The organism is Streptomyces sp. NPDC002790, assembly GCF_040295505.1.
GTDB lineage: Bacteria > Actinomycetota > Actinomycetes > Streptomycetales > Streptomycetaceae > Streptomyces.
On sequence record NZ_JBEOVM010000004.1, the window covers coordinates 115,055 to 129,844 of the forward strand.

A 14,790-nucleotide genomic window follows, 5' to 3' on the forward strand; every position below is an offset into this window, starting at 1 on the left:
TCGCCGGCCCACGGAAGGACCCGCACATGAGCAAGGACCCGCACATGAGCAACGGACCGTCCCGCCGCGCGCTTCTCGGGCTCGGGGCCGGACTCGGCGCCGCCTTCGCGGTGAGCACCCTGCCCGCCTTCACCGCCCACGCCGCGCCGAACCGCCCCACCATCTCCCCGCTCCTCCCCGCCGACGAGGCGACCACCCTCTGGTACCCCGAGCCCGCCGACGGCGACCTCCTCATCGAGCAGGGCCTGCCGCTGGGCAACGGCCGCCTCGGCGCCCTCGTCGGCGGCGACCCCGACAGCGAACTGTTCCACGTCACCGACGCCTCGATGTGGACCGGCGGGGCCAACGCCACCCTCGACGGGGACGGCCAATTCCCCTATGGACGCGACGACTTCGGCAGTCTCACCCTGCTTGCGCGGCCCGTGCTGACCGTGCCGGGACACGGCCGCGCCGACGTGAGTGGCTACCGGCGCACCCTCGACCTCAGCAACGGCCTGGTGACCACCTCGTACACGAAGGGCAAGGTGCGCTATCTGCGGGAGATGTTCATCAGCGCCCCCGACGACGCCCTCGTCATCAGGCTCAGCCAGAGCGGCGGCGGCACCCTCACCGGCAGCCTCGTCCTGTCCGGTACACACGGTGAGACGACCACCGCGGACGCCGCCCGTCGTCTCGCCTCCTTCTCCGCCTCCTTCGCCAACGGCCTGCGCTACGCGGCCGCGGTCACCGCCAGGGGCGACGGCACCATCGCGGCGAAGGGCGCGCGCGTCACGTTCACCGACTGCACCGAGGTCGTGATCGTGATCAGCGGCGGCACCGACTACGCCCCCGACCATGCCGCCGGGTACCGCGACCCGGGCCTCGACCCGCTGCGCCTCGCAGAGTCCAATGCCCTTGCGGCGGCAGCGAGTTCGGGTGCGCTGCTCCGTGACACGCATGTCGCGGACTACCGGCCCCGCTACGACCGGCTGAGCCTCGACCTCGGCGCCTCCACCGGGCGTCAGCGCAGGCTCGACACCTGGTCGCGCCTGAAGGCCCGCGCCGCGGACGGATCCGCTCCCGACCCCGAACTCGAGGCGAGCTACCTGCATTTCGGCCGCTACCTGACCATCTGCGGATCGCGCGACGGGCTCCCCATGGGCCTGCAAGGACTGTGGCTGGAGGGCAACACCCCCGACTGGATGGGCGATTACCACTCCGACATCAACCTCCAGATGAACTACTGGCTGGCCGACCGGGCCGGTCTGGGTGAAGCCTTCCCCGCGTTCGCCGACTACTGCCTCGCGCAACTGCCCGCCTGGAACAAGGTCACCCAGGAACAGTTCCAGGACTCCCGCAACCGCTACCGCAACACGTCGGGCAAGGTCGCCGGCTGGACCGTCGCCTTCTCCACGAACCCGTACGGCGGCCTGGGATGGTGGTGGCACCCGGCGGGCAACGCCTGGCTGTGCGAATCCCTCTACGAACACTACGAGTTCACGCAGGACACGAAGTACCTGCAGCGGATTATGCCGCTGCTGAAGGGCGCCTGCGCGTTCTGGGAGGCGCGTCTGATCACCACGGAGGTGGACGGCCGTGAGGTCCTGATCGACGACCACGACTGGTCACCCGAGCACGGCCCGCAGGACGCGCGAGGCATCACGTACACCCAGGAACTCCTGTGGTCCCTCTTCGGTCACTACGCGGAGGCATGCCGCACCCTCGGCCGCGACACCGACCACGCCGCCACCGTCACCGCCCTGCGCGAACGCCTCTACCTGCCGAAGGTCAGCCCGACGTCCGGCCGGCTGGAGGAGTGGATGAGCGAGGACAACCTCGGCGAGACGACCCACCGCCATCTCTCCCCGCTCATCAACCTGTTCCCCGGTGACCGCATCCGCCCCGACGCGGGTGATCCCGAGATCCTGAAGGGCGCGACAGCACTTCTCACCGCCCGTGGCATGGAGAGCTACGGGTGGGCCTGCGCCTGGCGGGCGGCGTGCTGGGCGCGGCTCAAGGACGCCGAGAAGGCCTACCAACTGCTCCTGACGAACCTGAAACCGTGGGCTGGCGGTGACACCGGCACGGCCATGAACTTCTTCGACATGTACCGCGTCTCCGACACCCGCGCCATCTTCCAGATCGACGCCAACCTCGGTACGCCCACGGCCATGCTGGAAACGATCGTCTACTCCCGGCCCGGCCACATCGAACTGCTCCCGGCCCTGCCTGACGCCTGGGCCGCGTCCGGCTCACTGCGCGGAGCGGGCGCGCGCGGCGGGTTCACGGTCGACGTGGCCTGGGAGCACGGCCGCGTACGCAGGGCGACCCTGCACAGCGTGGGAGGCCGCAAGGCCACGGTCACCGCGGGCGGCCGGAGCACGACCGTCACGCTGAAGCCGGGTGAGTCGAGGGTGCTGAAGGACCTCGTGGCCTGAGTGTGCGGACGCGGGGGGCCGGCCGGGCGCCCCCCCGGGCGGCGTGGGCGGGGCAGGGCGGGGTGTGTGCGCCGCACCACCAGAATAGGGGATCCAGGAAGAGTACCGGGGCCGCGCCCATGCCGTCCGACCCACCACTTCCCACGGCACATTGGCGCACCCGCCGCGGATTCCTGCGGACCATGATCGGGGCGCCGGTCGCCCTCGCCGCGACGGCCGTCCCGATGACCTCCGCGTACGCGACCACGGCCTCGCACCAGGACACGCGACGCAACCGGGTCGGTGCCTGGTCACCCAGCATGACGACCGGAGGCCCCGCCTTCGCAGACCAGACCATCCGGATGGTCGTGCACAGCAGCGTCGCGGGCTCGGACGCCCGCATCACCCTCTCGAACCGCTACAGCCCCGAGCCGCTCGACGCAGCCGCGGTGACGGTGGCAGTCCAGGCGACCGGCGGCGAGGCGAAGCCCGGAACCATCCGGCGCATCACCTTCGGTGGGTCGGGCCGTGTCACGATCCCGGCCGGCGAGGAGGCGGCCAGCGACACCGTCCCGATCACGATCGAGGCCGAACAGAACCTGCTCGTCAGCCTGTACGTGTCCACGGCAACCGGTATGTCGACCTGGCACTCGGACGCCTTCGACACGACCTACGTCGCACCCGGCGACCACACCGGCGACGACAACTCCTCCGTGTACAGGGCCACTTCGACGTCCTGGTACTACCTGGCGGGTCTCGACGTCCTGTCCCCGACGGCGCGGGGCACCGTCGTCGCCTTCGGCGACTCCATCACCGACGGCTACCACTCCTCGACCGGCACCTACACCCGCTGGCCCGACTTCCTCGCCCGCCGCCTGGCCGCCGGACCGGGCCCGCAGAGACTGAGCGTCGTGAACGCCGGCCTTGGTGGCAACCGGGTCCTGACCGACGTACCCAACCTGTGGCAGGGAGTGAGCGCGCTCAAGCGGTTCGACCACGACGCCCTCGGCCGGCCGGGTGTCACGCACGTGATCCTCTTCGAGGGCATCAACGACATCGGCAACAACGCGGGCCCCGACGGCGGACCGCTCACTGCCCAGGACCTGGTCGACGGTTACCGCACCCTGATCGGCCGGGCTCACAGAGCAGGCGTCCGGGTCATGGGCGCGACCCTGATGCCCGACAAGGGCAACGGCTACTACACACCCGCCGCCGAGGCGATACGCCGTGACGTCAACCACTGGATCCGCACCGGTCGCGCGTACGACGGCGTCATCGACTTCGACCGGACGATGCGCGACCCCGCGGACTCCGCCGCCCTGAACCCCTCCTACGACTCCGGCGATCACATCCACCCGAACGACGCGGGCATGAAGGCCATGGCCAATGCCGTCGACCTCGGCCTGCTGCGACACTGACGCGAAGGCGGGAAGGAAGGGCCGGGTCCACGACGGGTGAGCCGGGGCCACGAGGACCGGCTACGAGGACGGCGCGTACGGCGCGTCCGTAGGCTCCGGCCAGGACTGGCGCACCTGACCATTGGTCATGGCGGATGTGCGCGCGGCGTCCGGCAGGTCCATACCGAAGCCGCTCAGCAGGACCTCGGTGTACCGGCGCCAGGCGTCGGGGGCGACGGCGTGGGTGCGGTCGGCGACGGCGCCGATCATGTACAGGAAGGCGTACACGTCCGCGGACTCGAAGTCGTCCCGGACCGCACCGGCCGCGCGTGCCCGCTCCACCAGGCCGTCGACGTGCCGGCCGAGCTCGTCCCGGATCCCTGAGACCGGCTTCGCGTCGAGGTTTGCGTGGGCGAGGACGATGTCCAACGCCTGGTCCCGCGCCCGCCATTGGGCTGCCGCGAGCAGATAGTGCAGCAGAGCCCGACCGGGATCCGGCTGCTGCTCGGCCTCGTCCGCGAGCCGCAGGAACGTGGTGAACCGCCCGGTGAACAGGGCGTCGATCAGTGCCTGTAGATGCGTGCGCTCGGTGCCATCCATACGCAATGCGGTGGCGAGTGCGTCCAGAACGGCATCGGATACTCCGCCGAGGCTGCCTCGTTCCAGGCGCGTGTAGTACTCGACGCTCACCCCGGCGAGCATGGCGACCTCGCTTCTGCGCAGCCCCGCCACCCGCCGGGAGCCGTAAGCGGGCAGCCCGGCCTGGAGGCGCGGATTTCTGCCCGGTTGTCCATACCGCCAGGGTAGGCACGCCCCCTTCGCCACTGGAATACCCTGCCAGTGCCCCCACCAGGAAGAACCCTCTGCTGCCCGGAGAACAGCGTTGACGTGGAAGTCCTAGTAATGGATGACACCACGCTCGCCACCACCGACGGCCACGGCATCGCCCGACATCGATCCGCTGCGGCCCGAGGCGAGGAACGTGACGACGTCTGCGACGTCCTCGGGTCGGAAAAGGCGCCCCAGGCTGGTCTTCCCGGCGGCATCCCGAAGAAGCTCGTCGACCGGACGGTCGGACTCTGCGGCCAGTCGACCGAGGCGGTCCCGTCCCGCGGGGGAATCGACCACGCCGGGGTGAACCACCGTCACATTGATCCCCACGGGGCCCAATTCGTCGGCAAGGTTCTTGGTCAGCGCTGCGACCGCGACGTTGCGTACGGAGCCGGACAGCGAGCCGGTCCGGCGCGCGTTCAGCCCGGAGATGTTGACGATGTGACCGCCACCGCCGGAGGCCATGAGTGGGACCAGCGCCTGGATGCAGCGGAACGCGCCGAGGACCTTGCAGTCGATGTCTCGCAGCATGTCGTCGGCGGACAGATCGGCGAGACTCGCCGGGGGACTCGCCGAGGCGGGCGCTGAGGCCGCGTTGACCAGGACGTCACACCGCCCGAAGTGGCCCTGCACGGCGTCCGCCATTGCGCGCACCGAGCCGGGATCAGTGGTGTCCGCCGAGACGGTCATCACGTCGGTACTCGAGGTCAGTTCCCGGGCGAGCGCGTCCAGCCTCTCGGCGTTCCGCGCGACGAGAGCCACATGCATGCCCTCCGCCGCAAGCTGACGTACGACAGCACTGCCGATCTCGCCGGACGCGCCCGTGACCACCGCTACTTTGCCCCGCAACTGCAAATCCACTTGTTGCTCCCCAACACCCATACGAATCACGGTCGCTGCCCCGGCCGGAGCAGACACGATCCTCTCTTCACGGTATGCCGTACACGAGCTACGGGGCCCTGGATGCCATCGCGCCGCATACGGCAGGAGCCGGTGAACCGTCGGCCAGAGTCTGCTTTGGCCCGTCTACCTGCGTTCCCCGACGGAGCGTGCCGCTTTGCGCAGCATCTCGTCGGGCTCGGGTCCGCTCTCGCCCGGCTCTCGCCACGCGTACCACCGCAGCGCCAGATGCAGTGCGGACAGCAGCATGCCCGCCTGCACACGTGTCTCCATGTCGGCTTCCGTCTTCCCCGCGCGGGCCGCGAGAGCGTTTGCCACCAACGGCAGCGCGTCGAAGCTCTGGCGCTTCCATACGGACTGGAGCCCCGGTTCTGTACGGGTGAGCCGCATGAGGTGCAGGACGATGCGCAGTGTGCTGGGGTCGGCGTCCCCACCCCCGCTCGCACTGTCGTGGTGGCGGTAGCCGCTGTCGCGTGGTCAGGAACGTGGTGGTGGACCGAATCGGCCGGCTTCTTCGCCCGTACCAGCTCGGCCTTTCCCGTGAAATGGAGGTAGTTGCTCGGCGCCGCGACGCCGAGCTCGCCCCATTCCCGTGCGTGTCGGCGCGAGTGTAATTTGTCGATCGATACGAGAGGGGGGCCTGCGACATTGGACAACAGCGCTCCTGCGGGCGGCCGCGAAGGCGCCGGGACGCCGCCGCTCCCGGATGGTTGGTTGAGGCCGCTCGCCGCCGTGGGTGAGGACTTCGCCGCGCTCACCGGTGTTCGAGTCGACCTGGACACGGAACTGTTCCTGCGGGCCCGGCTCGCGGGCTTCGCCCCCGCGGGCCGTATCTCGGCGGGTGGTTCCTGCCGACTGCTCCGGTCCGACGACGGCTGGGTTGCGGTCAACGTGGCCAGGCCCGACGATCACGCGGTGCTGCCCGCACTGGTCAACATGCTGGGCGGGGACGGGGATTCGGGAACGGGAGAACTCCGCGGGGGAGAGCTGGCAGAGGCGGTGGCCGCGCGACCGGCGGCGGACGTCGTCCGCGGCGCCCAACTACTCGGCGTGGCCGCGTCGTTCCTCGGTTCCGAGCGAGGACGTCGCGCGCCTGTGTTGCGTGAGCGCGTCGGGGGTGCGGGTCCGGCACGGACACCCCGTGGTGTGCGCGTCGTGGACTTCTCCGCGCTGTGGGCAGGGCCGTTGTGTGCGCGCCTGCTCGGCCGCGCGGGCGCCGACGTACTGAAGGTGGAGAGCGTGACGCGGTCCGACGGTGCGCGCCGCGGCCAGCCCGACTTCTACCGGCACCTGCATGACGGCCACCGCAGTGTGGTCCTCGACTTCGCCGACCGTGCCGCCCTGTGCGCGGTCGTGGCCGATGCCGACGTGGTGATCGAGGCGTCACGGCCGCGCGCCCTGCGCCGCCTCGGGCTCGACGCGGAACGGTTCCTCGCGGCCCGAACCGGCCGGACGTGGGTGAGCATCACCGGATACGGACGCGAGGACGACCGGATCGCCTTCGGCGACGACGCGGCGGTGGCGGGCGGTCTCGTGGCGCGCCTGGCCGATGGCTCGGGCCCGGCGTTCCTCGGCGATGCCCTCGCGGACCCCGTCACCGGGATCCACGCGGCCCGTGCGGCGGCGCAGTCCCTCGCGGACGGGGGCGGACACCTCGTGTGCGTGGCGATGGCGGCGTGTGCGGCGGAGCTGGCCGACGGTGCACGGCTGCCCACGTCTTGGTGAGGGGGTTCTGTGCTGATCAGGGACGTCGAGGTGGAGGGGTGCGGCCGGGTCGACGTACGCGTGCGGGGCGGGCGGATCGTCGAGCTGGGGACGCGCCTCGGCGGAGACGCTGGTGGGTGCCCGGTCGTCGATGGACGGGGCGGAGCCCTGCTCCCCGGGCTGCACGACCATCACATCCATCTCGCCGCGCTCGCCGCCGAACCGGCCTCGATCCGGGTCGGGCCGGCGGACGTGGCCGGGCCCGCGGGACTCGCGAAGGCGTTGCGGGGCGGGGCCCCGGGGGAGTGGGTGAGAGCCGTCGGTTACCACGAGAGCGTCGCCGGCGAGCTGGACCGTGCGGCGCTCGACCGGCTGGTGTCCGACCGGCCGGTGCGGGTGCAGCACCGCAGTGGCGAGCTGTGGGTGTGGAACGGTGCCGCCCTGCGCGCCGCGGGCCTTGACGACGACGGGGACGGGGACGGGAACGGGGACGGGAACGGGGACGGGGGCGGGAATGGGAACGGCGACGGGCGGTTCTGGCGCACCGACGAACGTCTGCGCGCAGTGCTGCCTCCAACTCCCGTCGATCTGAGGGGAGTCGGCCGCCGCGCCGCCGACCGAGGAGTCACCGGTTTCACCAACGCCGACCCGTACCCGGCCCCCGGTCTGCCCGCGCTGCTGCGGGATCTGCCGCAGCGGCTCACCGTCATGAGCCTCGACAGGACGGCGCCCCTGAAGATCCGCCTGGACGACCTCACGCTGCCCGCGCCCGCACAGCTCGCGGAGCGGATCGCGCGGGCCAGGCCCCGCCCCGTCGCAGTCCATTGCGTCACGCGTGTGCAGCTCTTCGTCACGCTGCTCGCCCTCGACGAGGCGGGTGGTGTGTCCGGGGACCGCGTCGAACACGGCGCCGTGATTCCCGCAGAGGCCCTGGAGTGGCTGCGGCGGCTCGGCACCACCGTGGTCACGCAGCCGCACTTCCCGGTCGAGCGGGCGGCCGCGTACGCGAGCGATGTCGACGCCGACGACCGGCCCCACCTCTACCGCTGCGGGACGCTGGCCGCCGCCGGCATCCCCGTCGCCGCCGGCACCGACGCCCCGTACGGGACCGCGGACCCCTGGGCGGTGATGCGGGCGGCCGCCGGGCGGGCCGGTCCCGACGCTGTGCCGCCGCGCGCCGCGCTCGGCCTGTTCCAGGGGGACGCCCTCGATCCGGGCGGCCCGCCGCGGACCGTCGCGCCGGGCACACCCGCCGACCTGTGCCTGCTCCACGTACCGCTGCGCGAGGCGCTCGACACGCTCACCGCCGACTGCGTACGGACCGCGTTCGTGGCAGGCCGGGCCGTCTGACACCGAGGCCTCATGTTCGTTCGGCCTTGGATGCGCGCCGAGTCGTAGTGACGTAATCAGGAGTTCGCGGGCCTCTTTCGGGCTGGGCCGAAAGGCGTGGAGCCCGCGGGGCCGTCGGCGGCATGCTCACATCGCGATCACGACCCGACCGGCCGCCAGGGCCACGGTCGAAGGCAAAGCCCGCCGACCAGTGCGGCGATGGGGCATGTGCCGCCCCCGGCGAAGCAGCGGCACACCACGAGGGAAACGAGGAGAACCATGCGACCCATCCGAACCGTTCTCAGCCTGACCGGCGCCGCACTGCTCACCGCGGGCCTCGCCGCCGGGACTGTCACCGCGCAGCCCGCGCCCACCGCCGATACGGTGCGCACCGCGCAAGCACGTGCGGCCGGACTCTCCGAAGGGCAGGCCGCGCAGCTTCAGGATCGAATCGACGCACACCGGGCGGGAATGAAGGTCCCCGCCCAGCAGGTGAGCTTCGATGAGATCCGCGCGAACGACGGCACAACGATCACCTTCACCGCACCCGGGTCCGCGCTGGGCAGCGGCTGCTCGAGCGGGCGCCTGTGCCTGTGGGCGGGTGACAAGTACGACCACAAGAAGCTCACGTTCTACAGGTGCGCGTTCCGCGATTTGAGTGACTACGGCTTCAACGACCGGCTGACCTCGCTGAAGAACCGTCAGTCCAGCGGCACCCGGGCGAAGTTCTACAACTGGGAGGGGCACTGGTCCCTCAAGTTCGGCAGCACGGCGCCGCACAACATCCCGGACCTGCAGGGTACGCCGTACAACAACATGATCGACGGCGTACGGGTCTGCTGACGAGCCGTGCATGGTTGGCGGTGGCCCGCGCGTTCGGCAGGCGCTGCGACCAGGTCACCGAGCCGTGTGTCGGTCCGCCCGGTCTGTGGGGGGAGCGGACCGACACACGGCTTACGCGTGCTTGACCGGCAGTTGCAGGTACGACGCGTGGTCGCCGCCGCCGTGGATGATGTGTCGGCCGCTGTTGGCCGGGGTGTACTCGCGGTTGCCGGGCATCATCGTGCCGAGCGGTGAGCGGCCGCTGACGATGAAGCGGAGCTGTTCGCCCGGGTGGAAGGTGAGCCCGACCGGCAGCAGGTCGATCTCGACGTCGACGACCTCGCCGGGGGAGAGCTTCTCGATCCGGTCGAAGGTGTGGGCGGGGACGTGCGAAGCACCGCGCTCCGCCACCTCGCTCGATCCTTCCGGCGGCCTCTGCCGGAACAGGGTCTGTTCGCGTGACCTGTGAACCAGCCGCGTTCTCCACGATGTTCGCAGGACAGGCGTCGGGGGCGTCGTCGGCCGGGGCGTCGGATGCCCCCTCGGGGCAGCCGGGTGGTGGGGCCGGAGGCCCGGGTGTCACCGATGAGTTCGTGGGTGTGACCACGGACGGCACAGTGGTCAAGGACCCAGGGAGCCGTGGGGCTGGCAGTTCGAAGGGCACCACCTGGTGATCAACTACTTCGTCCTCGGCGACCAGGTCGTCATGACACCAACCTTCACGGGGTCCGAGCCCGCCGTCGCCGACTACGGTATCGACAGCGAGTACGAGGGCACGAAGAGCTTCCAGGACGAGCTTGCCGCCGGCTACGCACTCGTGCGCTCTCTGAGTGCGGACCAGCGGTCGGTCGCGGTCACCACGAGCGCCACCAATGACAGGGACCTGACCTCCGGCGCCTACTCGGACAACGCGGTCATGCCGTACGAGGGCATCAAGGGCAGAGAACTGGACCGCGCGCAGCTGGCGAAGCTGTGGAGGATCGTCGAGCTGTTCGTCGGGAACGTCGGCGAGGACCACGCGATAATCAAGATGGCCGAGGTCAAGAAGTACAGGGACGAGACCCACTTCTCGTGGCACGGGGACACCGCTGCTGACGTTCCGATGTACTACCGCGTCCACAGCCCCGTAGTCCTCATCGAGCTGGACTCCCAGGACCTGGGACCCATTGGGAAGGCGGCCGGTTGGGAGGCCGGGATGACCCAACTGCACATCCACGCCATCATCCGCACCCCCAACGGCAACGACTACGGCAAGGACCTCCTCGCTCGGCACCTGGCCCTCGACCACTGACGTCACCGACGCACGGGGTGGTTGGCCACGCCGAGTCCCGCATGTCACTTCGCCGCGTCGCGGGTCGCCTCGTCCGGCAGGGTGAGGACGTCCCGCTGTGCCAGACGGTGGCTGTCGGGCAGGGCGATGAGCAGGCGTTCCTGGGCGACGCCCCGCGAATCGACCTCGTCCGGCAGGAAATCCTGCCGCCCGACGAGGAGGTCGAGGTGTCCCTTGAGGAGCTTCTCCATGCCGGCGAGGGAGAAGTGCGAGCCGAGCAGGTCGAGGCCGATGCCGGGTCGCTTGTCCTTGATGTGGTGTGCGAGCTGACCCACGATGGAGTTGACGGTTGCCTCGCCGAACCCGATCCGGACGCGGCCGAGTTCGCCCTCCTGCGACCGCCGGACGATCTCCTTGATCCGCTGGGAAAGCATCACCAGTTCACGGGCGGAGTCGACCACCGCCTCGCCCTGCGGGGTGAGGGAGACATGACGTGTGTTGCGGACGAAGAGCAGAGCGCCGAGATCGGATTCGATGTGGCGTATGAGCCGGCTCAGGGGAGGCTGCGCCATGTGGAGGCGTTCGGCGGCGCGCCCGAAGTTGAGCTCTTCGGCGACGGCCAGAAACGCCTGAGCCTCGCGGACCTCCACACCGCCTCCCGCTTGACGGCCCTGGTGTGATCAACGTTGATGACAGCACAGGTTACCTACAGGACCGGCTGGCACGCCGCCGGGCTTGAGGAAGATCTGGGTTGTACTCGTAGTAAAAATTTTTGAGACAGGAGTCGAAGTCTCGTGTAGCGTCGCCGCCATGTCCGAGACTGAAGAGTCCGATGTCACGCTCGGGGACCGCCTGCGGCGTCGTCGCAAAGCCCTTCAACTGACGCTGCAGCAGGTCTCCGAGGCCACCGGCATCACCGTTGGCTACCTGTCACAGCTCGAGCGCGGGCGTGCCAACGGAAGCGTCAGTACGTTGCAGAAGATCTGCGGTGTGCTGAAGCTCAACGTCGGGGACCTCTTCGCGTCCAGTGGCACGCCGACCCGCCCGGTGCTGCGTTTCGCGGACGCCACCAGTCGTCAGTTCGGCAACAGGGCGTCCAAGTTCAAGCTGACCCCGGCGCACTTCGACCACCTCGAAGTGCTCCTCGGCACCTTCGAGCCCGGCGGCGACACCGGTACGCACCAGTACACGCACGGCGCCTCCGAAGAACTCCTCGTGGTGCTGGAAGGCCAGGTCGAATTACAGGTCGGCACCGCCACCCACGCCCTCGGCCCGCTCGATTCGGTGAGCTACAACAGTGGCCAGCCGCACAAGGTCATGGAACGCACGGGCACACACCCCGCCAAGGTCATGTGGGCCATGGCGCCCCCCACGTACTGACCGGCACGCCTCATACCGCGCCGAACACCGCTCCGAATTCCGCTCCGGCGTCGCCCAGGAGCCGCCTCCCGCTCCGGCACCGGCACAGCACGGCGACGTAGCGCTCGGCAACACCCCGCGATCACCCGACGAGACACCCTGGGAGTCGTTTTGTCCGTCACGTCCCCGCAGCGCGCCCAGAACGCGAGGTCCGAACTCCGCGGTGTCGGAGGAATGGCGTTCGCCGAACTCTGGGAACGCTTCTCGTTCTACGGCCTGCAGAGCATCCTCGCGTTCTACCTCCTCGACGCGCTGAGCGAAGGCGGACTCGCCCTTCCCGCCGCCGCGGCGGTCGGCATCACGGGGGCCTACGGTGGCGCCGTCTACCTGGCCCAACTGCTCGGCGCCTGGGCCGGGGAGCGCCTGGTCAGCCCCCATGTGCTCGTCCTCGGCGGCGGCATCGTCATCGCCCTGGGCCACATCGTGCTCGCTGTCGCGCCGGGACTGCTCGGGCTCGGTACGGGTCTCGTCCTGATCGTCCTCGGCACGGGCGCGTTGAAGACCAACATCACCTCCATCGTGGGCTTCATCCTCGCGAGCGAGAGTGCCGCGAAGAAGGACGCCGGCTTCTCGTACTTCTACATGGCGATCAACACGGGTGCCGTCCTCGGCCCGTTGACCACGGGTTTCGCCCAGAACCAGTGGGGATTCCACGTCGGGTTCGGGCTCGCCGCGGTCGGCATGATCATCGCGCTCGTCCAGTACGTACGGTCGGCACGGTTCCTGCCGCCTCGTGCCTCCCAGGTCGTCAACCCGCTGCCCGCGGCGGCACGGCGCAAGGCCCTCGGCATCGCCGTCGCCGCACTCGTGGTCATCGCGCTTGCGGCTCTGTTCGGCCTGCTCAAGGCCGAGCGGCTCTCCATGATCGTCACGGTGGGAACCCTTCTCACCGCCGCCGTCTACTTCGCGCTCATCCTGCGCTCGGGAAACGTGTCCGCGATCGAGCGGCGCCGGGTGCGCTCCTACATACCCCTGTTTCTCGGCGCATCCCTGTACTTCGGGCTGCTCTTCGCGAAGTTCACCGCGATCTCCCTCCTGGTCAAGAGCCGCGTGGACCTCAGCATGGGTGACTGGTCGTTCCCCGTCGGCTGGATCACGATGATCTCGTCCGCGTCCGGTGTGGCCATGCTTCCGGTCGGCGCCGCCGTCTGGAAGAGGATGGGGGCACGTCAGCCGAAGGCCGGCACCAAGTTCGCCATGGGCCTCGTGCTGATCGGCCTGGGCTTCACGTTCATTCTGGTGATCTCCGCGCTGTTCGACGGCGGCACGATCCCGTTCGCCTACATCGTCGTGTTCATGTTCATCATGGGCAGCTCCGAGATCTTCGTCGGCCCCATCGGCCTCTCCCTGGCCACGCAGATCGCGCCGAAGGCCTTCACCGCGCAGATGGTCGCCATCAACTTCCTCACACTGGCCCTCGGTTCCTCCCTCTCGGGCCTGTTGGGGCAGTTCTTCACCGCCGTCTCGAACAACACCTACTTCCTGACCCTCGCGCTCGTGGCAGTCGCCGCGGGCCTGTCCCTGTACGCGTTCCGCAGGCCCGTCCACCGTGGCCTGTACGCCGGAATCGAGGCCTGATCCCCATGCCCACTCCTCGCATCGCCGTGATCGGAACGGGAACCATCGGGGCGCAGGCGCTCTGGCAACTCGCCAAGCACGGCGCCGACGTGACCGGCTACGAACTCTTCAGCCCGGGACACTCACGTGGAGCCGCCGGCGGCGAAACCAGGCTGTTCCGCCACATCGACGTAGAGAATCCGGAGTACCTGCCCGTCACCGACAGGTCGGACCTCATCTGGCGCGAACTCGAAGCGGAATCCGGGCGCACGCTGCGCAACCTGACCGGCGCCCTCGCCATCGGCAGCACTGCCAGTCCTGCGACGCACACCGCGCTGGAGAGTGCGGCCCTGCTCGGCAACCGGGCCGAGGTGCTCGGCCGCGAGGAGGCGCGGCTGCGTTTCCCCCAATACCGTTTGCACGAAGACGAGTTGGCGATCCTCGACAAGGGGGCCGGTATCATCTTCCCGGAACGCACCGTACGCACCGCCGCGGACGCGGCCCTCGCACGCGGCGCCCGCATCCTGCGCGAATGCCGTGTCACGGCCATCAACCAGGTAGGCAGCCAGGTCGACATCGTGGCCGACAACGGCACGGAACGCTACGACCGCGTCGTCGTCGCGGCAGGCGCGTGGACCGCCACCCTCCTACCGGACATCGCACCGTACCTCGCGACGCGCCGCCTCATCTCGTCGTGGTACCTGCCCAAGGCCGGCAGCACGCTCGACGGCATGCTCCCCTACCTGCGAACGGAGCCCGACTACTCGTACGGGCTGCCGACCGCGGACGGCCTGGCCATGAAGCTCGGCGTCGGATTCCGCGACCACCTGCCCGTCGAGTCCCCGGACACCGCGCCCCTGCGCATCACCGACGAGGACCTCGAGCCCATCCGCGCGGTGGCACGGGACCTCTTCCCGGCTCTCGACGACTACCCGATGCGCGCCCAGCCGTACTTCGAGGCCTACACACACTCACGCGTCGAGTTCCTGCGCGAACACCCGGGCATGCCCTCGGTCTTCGTCTGCGCCGGGTTCTCCGGCAAGGGCTTCAAGAACGCACCGGTCTTCGGCGAGGCCGCGGCGATGGCGGCACTCGGCCTGCCGCCGAAGAGTGACAGCATGGCGTTCATCCTCGATGCGGAACATCCGTCCCGGTGAGGTCGAGT

The 14,790-nt window shown here is 69.7% G+C and carries 13 protein-coding genes and 1 pseudogene; 9 read left to right on the forward strand and 5 right to left on the reverse strand.

Annotated features, from left to right (window positions below; genetic code table 11):
• Window positions 1-26: 26 nt before the first annotated feature.
• Window positions 27-2,417, forward strand: a complete 2,391-nt coding sequence (locus tag ABT004_RS04125; RefSeq protein ID WP_351331270.1) for a glycosyl hydrolase family 95 catalytic domain-containing protein — start codon at window positions 27-29, stop codon at window positions 2,415-2,417.
• 182 nt (window positions 2,418-2,599) lie between these two features.
• A complete protein-coding gene (locus ABT004_RS04130) occupies window positions 2,600-3,814 on the forward strand; it encodes an SGNH/GDSL hydrolase family protein (protein WP_351331271.1) in 1,215 nt (404 codons plus the stop codon).
• Window positions 3,815-3,874: 60 nt separating this feature from the next.
• Here ABT004_RS04130 and ABT004_RS04135 read toward each other — a convergent pair whose 3' ends face one another.
• The 3 genes from ABT004_RS04135 to ABT004_RS04145 all read right to left on the reverse strand — a co-directional run bounded on the left by ABT004_RS04135 (window position 3,875) and on the right by ABT004_RS04145 (window position 5,935).
• Window positions 3,875-4,483, reverse strand: coding sequence for a helix-turn-helix domain-containing protein (locus tag ABT004_RS04135; protein ID WP_351331272.1), 609 nt, complete (start codon window positions 4,481-4,483; stop codon window positions 3,875-3,877).
• 207 nt (window positions 4,484-4,690) lie between these two features.
• The gene (locus ABT004_RS04140; RefSeq protein WP_351331273.1) at window positions 4,691-5,485 is read right to left on the reverse strand and encodes an SDR family NAD(P)-dependent oxidoreductase; all 795 of its coding nucleotides are present in this window, start codon (window positions 5,483-5,485) and stop codon (window positions 4,691-4,693) included.
• A gap of 165 nt (window positions 5,486-5,650) precedes the next feature.
• Window positions 5,651-5,935 (reverse strand): acyl-CoA-like ligand-binding transcription factor, encoded by a 285-nt coding sequence (locus ABT004_RS04145; protein WP_351331353.1) that lies wholly within the window; start codon window positions 5,933-5,935, stop codon window positions 5,651-5,653.
• A gap of 321 nt (window positions 5,936-6,256) precedes the next feature.
• On the opposite strand from ABT004_RS04145, the gene ABT004_RS04150 reads away from it, so the two are divergent.
• The 3 genes from ABT004_RS04150 (at window position 6,257) to ABT004_RS04160 (ending at window position 9,400) form a co-directional block, all read left to right on the forward strand.
• Window positions 6,257-7,249 carry a CoA transferase gene (locus ABT004_RS04150; RefSeq protein WP_351331274.1) on the forward strand — a complete coding sequence of 331 codons (993 nt, stop codon included), beginning with the start codon at window positions 6,257-6,259 and terminating at the stop codon, window positions 7,247-7,249.
• Between the two features lie 9 nt (window positions 7,250-7,258).
• Entirely contained in the window at window positions 7,259-8,578 is a 1,320-nt protein-coding gene (locus tag ABT004_RS04155; RefSeq protein ID WP_351331275.1) for an amidohydrolase family protein, read from the forward strand.
• A gap of 258 nt (window positions 8,579-8,836) precedes the next feature.
• The gene (locus ABT004_RS04160) at window positions 8,837-9,400 is read left to right on the forward strand and encodes a peptidase inhibitor family I36 protein (RefSeq protein WP_351331276.1); all 564 of its coding nucleotides are present in this window, start codon (window positions 8,837-8,839) and stop codon (window positions 9,398-9,400) included.
• A 111-nt stretch (window positions 9,401-9,511) separates the two neighbouring features.
• On the opposite strand, the gene ABT004_RS04165 is transcribed toward ABT004_RS04160, so the two are convergent.
• A complete protein-coding gene (locus ABT004_RS04165; protein WP_351331354.1) occupies window positions 9,512-9,877 on the reverse strand; it encodes a CocE/NonD family hydrolase C-terminal non-catalytic domain-containing protein in 366 nt (121 codons plus the stop codon).
• A 145-nt stretch (window positions 9,878-10,022) separates the two neighbouring features.
• On the opposite strand from ABT004_RS04165, the pseudogene ABT004_RS04170 reads away from it, so the two are divergent.
• Window positions 10,023-10,670: pseudogene (locus tag ABT004_RS04170) on the forward strand (DUF3500 domain-containing protein); the annotation flags it as partial.
• 44 nt (window positions 10,671-10,714) lie between these two features.
• On the opposite strand, the gene ABT004_RS04175 reads toward ABT004_RS04170, so the two are convergent.
• Complete coding sequence (locus tag ABT004_RS04175) at window positions 10,715-11,299, reverse strand: LysR family transcriptional regulator (protein WP_351331277.1); 585 nt, start codon at window positions 11,297-11,299, stop codon at window positions 10,715-10,717.
• A gap of 160 nt (window positions 11,300-11,459) precedes the next feature.
• Here ABT004_RS04175 and ABT004_RS04180 point away from each other — a divergent pair, with 160 nt between their 5' ends.
• From ABT004_RS04180 to ABT004_RS04190, 3 genes are all read left to right on the forward strand, one after another.
• Window positions 11,460-12,029 (forward strand): helix-turn-helix domain-containing protein, encoded by a 570-nt coding sequence (locus ABT004_RS04180; protein WP_351331278.1) that lies wholly within the window; start codon window positions 11,460-11,462, stop codon window positions 12,027-12,029.
• Between the two features lie 150 nt (window positions 12,030-12,179).
• Window positions 12,180-13,646 (forward strand): peptide MFS transporter, encoded by a 1,467-nt coding sequence (locus ABT004_RS04185; protein WP_351331279.1) that lies wholly within the window; start codon window positions 12,180-12,182, stop codon window positions 13,644-13,646.
• Window positions 13,647-13,651: 5 nt separating this feature from the next.
• The gene (locus tag ABT004_RS04190; RefSeq protein ID WP_351331280.1) at window positions 13,652-14,782 is read left to right on the forward strand and encodes an FAD-dependent oxidoreductase; all 1,131 of its coding nucleotides are present in this window, start codon (window positions 13,652-13,654) and stop codon (window positions 14,780-14,782) included.
• Window positions 14,783-14,790: the final 8 nt, after the last annotated feature.

Excerpts from the sequence above, each read along its gene's own strand:
- ABT004_RS04180 (WP_351331278.1), top strand. The coding sequence starts at position 11,460 with ATGTCCGAGACTGAAGAGTCCGATGTCACGCTCGGGGACCGCCTGCGG.
- ABT004_RS04125 (WP_351331270.1), top strand. The coding sequence starts at position 27 with ATGAGCAAGGACCCGCACATGAGCAACGGACCGTCCCGCCGCGCGCTT.
- ABT004_RS04160 (WP_351331276.1), top strand. The coding sequence starts at position 8,837 with ATGCGACCCATCCGAACCGTTCTCAGCCTGACCGGCGCCGCACTGCTC.
- ABT004_RS04130 (WP_351331271.1), top strand. The coding sequence starts at position 2,600 with ATGATCGGGGCGCCGGTCGCCCTCGCCGCGACGGCCGTCCCGATGACC.
- ABT004_RS04190 (WP_351331280.1), top strand. The coding sequence starts at position 13,652 with ATGCCCACTCCTCGCATCGCCGTGATCGGAACGGGAACCATCGGGGCG.